A 6,637-nucleotide genomic window follows, 5' to 3' on the forward strand; every position below is an offset into this window, starting at 1 on the left:
AAGTATTAACTTAACCTCTTATATTTTATTCCAAGAAATCTTTTAGACGTTTACTACGTGATGGGTGACGTAGTTTACGAAGCGCTTTTGCTTCAATTTGACGAATACGTTCACGTGTAACACCGAAGACTTTACCTACTTCTTCAAGTGTACGTGTGCGACCATCATCTAGACCAAAACGTAAACGAAGTACGTTTTCTTCACGGTCTGTTAATGTGTCTAAAACATCTTCAAGTTGTTCTTTTAATAATTCATATGCCGCATGATCTGCTGGAGATTGTGCTTCTGAATCTTCGATGAAATCACCTAAATGTGAATCATCTTCTTCACCAATTGGTGTTTCAAGAGAAACAGGCTCTTGTGCAATTTTTAAAATTTCACGAACTTTTTCTGGTGTTAAATCCATTTCTTCACCAATTTCTTCTGGTGTTGGTTCGCGGCCTAAATCTTGTAGTAATTGACGTTGTACACGGATTAATTTGTTGATTGTTTCAACCATGTGTACTGGAATACGGATTGTACGTGCTTGGTCCGCAATCGCACGTGTAATTGCTTGACGAATCCACCATGTTGCATAAGTTGAGAATTTGAATCCCTTACGGTAATCGAATTTTTCAACGGCTTTGATTAGACCCATGTTACCTTCTTGAATTAAATCAAGGAATAACATCCCACGACCAACATAACGTTTCGCAATACTTACCACTAAACGTAAGTTTGCTTCTGCTAAACGTTTACGTGCTTCGTCATCGCCTTGTTCAATACGTTCTGCAAGTGCGATTTCTTCTGCTGCTGAGAGTAAGTCTACGCGTCCGATTTCTTTTAAATACATACGAACAGGGTCATTGATTTTCACACCTGGTGGCACGCTTAAATCATTTAAGTCAAACGTTTCTTCTGCTTCTTTTAAAAGAGGTTCTAAATCAGAATCTTTATCACCATTTAATTCGATATTATTCGCTTCTAATTTGTCGATGAACTCTTCAACTTGATCAGCTTCTAACTCATAAGTTTGTAGCTTATCTGCGATTTCCGCGTAAGTTAGTTCACCTTTCTTTTTACCTGCTTCTAGCAAGCTTTTTTTCATTTCTTCTAAAGTATGTTCTTGTTCTGCTTTTTTATTCGCTGCTGTACGTTTAGACTTTTCTGCCATTAGGTGTATTCCTCCTTATAACATCTTTAGCTACATGCTTGCTAAAGATTTCGTTAACTCTATTACTTCTTTTGAAAGTGTCAGAGCACGTTTAAAATCATGCATTTTTTCAGCTTCTTGGAGCTGTTGTTTTTTTTGTGCAACTTGCTGCTGCACTTTATATTTCGCCACTTGTCGTAAGCAATCATCCCACTCTTCTTCTAGATGGTCTAAATCGCGCTCTACAAGGGCTGCCTCCATCACAAGCTTACGAAGTTCTGAGTCGGTTAGCATCTCTGCAAACCGCTGAAAATCCGGCTTATCATGATGGGCATAAAAGCTGAGTAAGTGAATATAAATTGCGACATATTCATCTCGAACAAATGGTGGTTCCACACCATCTAACTGCAAGCGCTCCACGATATCAATATCGTTTAACATACGTGCTAAAATGAGACGTTCCGCACGGTCTATTGCAGTTAATTTCCTGCTAGATGTAGGCTTTTGTTCAACACGAACAGTACGTCTTTCAGGTTCAGTTCGTCGTTGTGCTTCTTTATGACGTAATTGAGTTGTCAATGTTTCCTGCGTAATACCGGTTTCTTGTTGCAATTGCTTTAGGTGTAATTCTCGCTTTACAGCAGATGAATCAAGCGCTACATATTGCAGTGCCTCCTCTACATATTGCTCGACATCGGTCGCATACTGGAAATTTTTATTGCGCTTAGAATAACTCATCATAAAACTCGTAAAATCTAGGGGCTCTCCGATGATTTTATCTCGAAAAGCTTCCGTACCATATTGCTTTATATAATCATCTGGGTCTAAGCCTCTTGGGAGAACGGCTATTTCAACTGATAGTTTCTCTGCGTGTAATAAGTCCGCAGCACGTTTTGCAGCCTCCCAGCCAGCATTATCGCCATCATAACAAACAATGATATCATTCGATAGTCGCTTCAGCTTTTGTACATGTTCAAGCGTCAAGGCTGTCCCCATTGATGCGACGCCATTGTGTACATTAGCTGTTTTTGCACTTAATACATCCATAAACCCTTCAAAAAGTACAACTTTCCGTTCCTTACGAATAATCGGACGTGCTTGATCTAAATTATAGAGTATCTTTCCTTTATGGAAAATGGGCGATTCTGGGCTATTCATATACTTAGCATTTTCGCCTTCTGTATCGATTACTCGTCCAGAGAAACCGATAACCGTTCCCGCTTCATTACGAATCGGAAACATGACACGCCGACGAAAACGATCAAAATAGCCATTACTGTCTTCTTTTTGAATAACGAGTCCGGCCTGGGCCATTTCCGCTAAATCATAGCCTTTACGTGACAGTAATGTTGTTAAGGCATCCCAACTTGGCAATGCAAAGCCAATGCCATATGCCTCAATCATCTCCCGTGTAAAACCACGCCCCTCTAAATATTGAAGCCCTTCTTCACCATCTTCTGTATTCAATAGTAAATGTTGAAAATATCGTAAACAAAATTGATGCGCCTCAATCATACGCTGTTGTTCAGGTGATACTTCTGTCTTATTCACATGCTGATGTTGATGCTCGGCAATATCTACTTCAATTCCTGCTCGCTCACCTAAACGAGCTACAGCATCCTGAAACGGAATATTGTCAATATCCATTAAAAATGTAATGGCGTTTCCGCCTGCACCGCAGCCAAAGCAATGGAAAATCTGCTTGTCGACAGATACAGAAAAAGACGGTGTCTGTTCCCCATGAAATGGGCACAGACCAAAGTAATTTCGACCACGTTTCGTCAGTTGCATATACTCACCGATTACATCGACAATATCTGTTTGCGAACGAATTTGCTCGATTGTTTCTTCTGGAATTCGTTGTGCCATCTCATCACCATCTTTGCTTCTAACTCTTTAATTCGAGATATTACCGTAAAAATCCTTCTTTCTCGAATAAAAAAATTCTTTTTTCTTTTAAAACTACTTAATTTCTTTTTACCACAATTCTTCATTATAAAACATATTGCTCATTTATTCTATCTATTTTCATAATAAAACAAAAAAACTCCCCTACTAAAAGGGGGGCTTGTATTACTCTTTTATTCGACGCAAAATGTCATTTGCTGTTTCTTCAACAGCTTTATTCGTCACATCAATGACAGGACATCCAATACGGTCCACAATGCGATAGAAATGATTGATTTCTTCATCAATTCGTTCAACTTTTGCATAACTCGCACTATCATTTAAGCCGAGTGCAATTAAGCGCTCTTTCCGAATATTGTTTAGTTTTTCTGGTGAAATAACTAAACCAAAGCATTTTTCCTTTGGTACATGGAATAGCTCTTCAGGGGGCTCGACTTCTGGCACTAATGGTACATTCGCTACTTTTAAACGCTTATGCGCAAGAAACTGCGACAATGGCGTCTTCGATGTACGCGACACGCCAATTAATACGATGTCTGCCTTCAATAATCCTCTTGGATCCCGGCCATCATCATATTTTACAGCAAATTCAATCGCTTCAATCTTTTTAAAGTAATCATCATCGAGCTTACGAACAAGACCTGGCTCTTCAATCGGCTCTACTTGTAGTGCTGTTGTAAACATCTCCATAGTAGGACCCATTAAATCAATATTCGGGATATTTTTACGTGCACATAATGTCTTTGTAAAGTCGCGCATTTCTTCTTTAACGAGTGTATAGACGACCATCGCTTGTTGCTCGATTGCAAACTGCAGAATTTCATTAATTTGTTCGCGATTTTCAATATGTGGGAAACGTCTTACAGCAACATCCTGCATTCCTGGACGAAATTGACTAATAGCAGCCTTTGCTACTAATTCACCCGTTTCACCAACTGAATCTGAAACGATAAAAATTGAGATTTTTTCCATTTAATGCACCCACCTCACAAATCATGGTTTTCGGCGAGCGATAAAAATGCTCGCGTAATATTCGTTTTCGTTAAACGCCCAATTACTTCGAGGCCATCTGTATGTTCAATGACAACTGGCAATGCATCAATTTGTCGTTCAATTAATTTATTTGCCGCCTGAATAAGACCATCTGTTTTAAAACAATAGGCAATATTCGGCATTCTCGTCATAATGATATGTACGGGAATATGATTTAAATCTTGACTTCCAATTGCAGTACGCAAAAGGTCCTTTCGAGATAAAACACCTGTTAAATAAGAGTTTTTATCTACAACGAATAATGTTCCTACATCCTCTAAGAACATTTGACAAATGGCATCATAAACAGAAATATTTTCACTGACCACGACAGGAATAGATTGAAAATCCTTCACTTTCATATTGGTCATACTCTCTGCTACCGCTTGTCCTGTTTGTTTACCAGAATAAAAATAGCCTACACGCGGACGCGCATCTAAAAATCCAGCCATCGTCAAAATAGCTAGATCTGGTCGCAATGTAGCTCTTGTTAATGAAAGACGTTCCGCAATTTGTTCGCCTGTAATAGGGCCGTTTCCTTTAACAATTTCAACTATTTCTTCTTGACGTTTGTTGAGTTCGATCACGCTCACCGCCCCAAATGTTATATACTTTATTCTTAATAAGTATATACTATTTCATTCGATATTGCGAAGAAAACTATTGCATGGTACAATGTTGCCAAACGATATAAGGCGATGAATGAGTAATAAGTAGTTTGCAATAGAAGCGAGTAGTGATGGTGAAAGACTACACCGCAAACAAAAAGGCGCTCAGGAGCTAACAGTTAGAAAGTGGATCATCTTCTATGTTAATAGGATGATCAATCGGGGTGGAACCGCGGGCGCATACACAGCACTCGTCCCCGGGCAAAAGTTGCCCGGAGACGGGTGCTTTATTCTTTTTACTGGAGGTTTTTCAAATGGCAGAAAAAACAATGGAAAATGTAGTTAGTTTAGCAAAACACCGTGGCTTTGTCTTCCCAGGCTCAGAAATTTACGGTGGTTTAGCAAACACATGGGATTACGGTCCCCTAGGCGTTGAATTAAAAAACAACGTAAAAAAAGCATGGTGGCAAAAATTCATTCAAGAATCTGAATACAATGTTGGCTTAGACGCCGCAATTTTAATGAACCCTAAAACTTGGGTAGCTTCTGGTCACGTTGGTAACTTCAATGACCCAATGATCGACTGTAAATCTTGTAAATCTCGCCACCGCGCAGATAAACTAATTGAAGATGCTTCATTAGAAAAAACAGGTGTTGAAATTGTTGTTGATGGCATGACATTCGACCAAATGAAAGATAAAATGGAAGAATTAGATGTTCATTGCCCAGACTGTGGTGCAAAAGATTTCACGGACATCCGTCAGTTCAACTTAATGTTCAAAACATTCCAAGGTGTAACAGAAGATTCTACAAATGAAATTTTCCTACGCCCTGAAACAGCACAAGGTATTTTTGTAAACTTTAAAAACGTTCAACGTTCTATGCGTTTACGTACTCCATTCGGTATCGGTCAAGTTGGTAAATCATTCCGTAATGAAATCACACCAGGTAACTTCACATTCCGTACACGCGAATTCGAACAAATGGAACTTGAATTCTTCTGTAAACCAGGTACAGAATTAGAATGGCATGCTTACTGGAAAGAATTCTGTAAAAACTGGTTACTAAACTTAGATATGCATGAAGATTCTATGCGTTTACGTGACCACGGTGAGGAAGAACTTTCTCACTACTCAAATGCTACAACAGATATCGAATTCCGCTTCCCATTCGGTTGGGGCGAACTTTGGGGCGTAGCTTCTCGTACAGACTTCGACTTAAAACGCCACATGGAGCACTCTAGCGAAGACTTCACTTATATTGATCCTGTAACAAATGAACGCTATGTACCTTACTGCATCGAGCCTTCTCTAGGTGCAGACCGTGTAACATTGGCATTCCTTTGCGATGCATATGATGAAGAAGAATTAGAAGGCGGCGACTCTCGTAAAGTATTACGCTTCCATCCAGCACTTGCACCATTTAAAGCTGCGGTTCTTCCATTATCTAAAAAATTATCAGAAGAAGCACATGGTGTATGGGCAGAGCTTCGTAAGGCATTCCCTGTAGACTACGATGAATCTCAATCAATCGGCAAACGTTACCGTCGTCAAGATGAAATCGGTACACCATTCTGTATCACATATGACTTTGACTCAAAAGAGGACGGTCAAGTAACAGTACGTCACCGCGATACAATGGAACAAAAACGTATGCCAATTTCAGAAGTAAAAGCATATATCGAAGGTTTCCTACAATTCTAATTCAAACAAATAAAAGAGGCTGGGACATAAGTAAAAATTCCAGTCTTTAATAGAGAAGGTGATGTCGAATTTGACATCACCTTCTCTATTTTTATGCGCAAATTGGGAATTACCATTCCCTTATTGCGTATTTTCTTAAGTTTGTCGCCATTAATGCGAGGCCAATTTCATTTTTTACTTTCGATTTTCCTCGGACGGAGAATCGAGTGAAACCTAAATTAGCCTTCAGAAATCCAAAAACTGGTTCTACGTCA

At 39.3% G+C, this 6,637-nt stretch carries 6 protein-coding genes; 1 reads left to right on the forward strand and 5 read right to left on the reverse strand.

Annotated features, from left to right (window positions below):
• Positions 1-25: 25 nt before the first annotated feature.
• The 4 genes from rpoD to QI30_RS07470 form a co-directional block, all read right to left on the reverse strand.
• On the reverse strand, positions 26-1,153 hold the full coding sequence (gene rpoD, locus QI30_RS07455; RefSeq protein WP_126990303.1) for an RNA polymerase sigma factor RpoD: 1,128 nt from the start codon (positions 1,151-1,153) through the stop codon (positions 26-28).
• Positions 1,154-1,183: 30 nt separating this feature from the next.
• Complete coding sequence (gene dnaG, locus QI30_RS07460; RefSeq protein ID WP_126990304.1) at positions 1,184-3,001, reverse strand: DNA primase; 1,818 nt, start codon at positions 2,999-3,001, stop codon at positions 1,184-1,186.
• 204 nt (positions 3,002-3,205) lie between these two features.
• Positions 3,206-4,012 carry a pyruvate, water dikinase regulatory protein gene (locus QI30_RS07465; protein ID WP_126990305.1) on the reverse strand — a complete coding sequence of 269 codons (807 nt, stop codon included), beginning with the start codon at positions 4,010-4,012 and terminating at the stop codon, positions 3,206-3,208.
• A gap of 14 nt (positions 4,013-4,026) precedes the next feature.
• The gene (locus QI30_RS07470) at positions 4,027-4,665 is read right to left on the reverse strand and encodes a helix-turn-helix transcriptional regulator (protein ID WP_126990306.1); all 639 of its coding nucleotides are present in this window, start codon (positions 4,663-4,665) and stop codon (positions 4,027-4,029) included.
• Between the two features lie 329 nt (positions 4,666-4,994).
• Between QI30_RS07470 and QI30_RS07475 the strand changes: the two genes are divergently transcribed.
• Positions 4,995-6,383 carry a glycine--tRNA ligase gene (locus tag QI30_RS07475; protein WP_126990307.1) on the forward strand — a complete coding sequence of 463 codons (1,389 nt, stop codon included), beginning with the start codon at positions 4,995-4,997 and terminating at the stop codon, positions 6,381-6,383.
• 109 nt (positions 6,384-6,492) lie between these two features.
• Here the strand turns inward: QI30_RS07475 and QI30_RS07480 are convergent.
• Positions 6,493-6,637 (reverse strand): transposase (locus QI30_RS07480; protein WP_148113845.1); only part of this gene is annotated, 145 nt, incomplete at its 5' end.

This window comes from Candidatus Kurthia intestinigallinarum (genome assembly GCF_003991225.1).
GTDB lineage: Bacteria > Bacillota > Bacilli > Bacillales_A > Planococcaceae > Kurthia > Kurthia populi.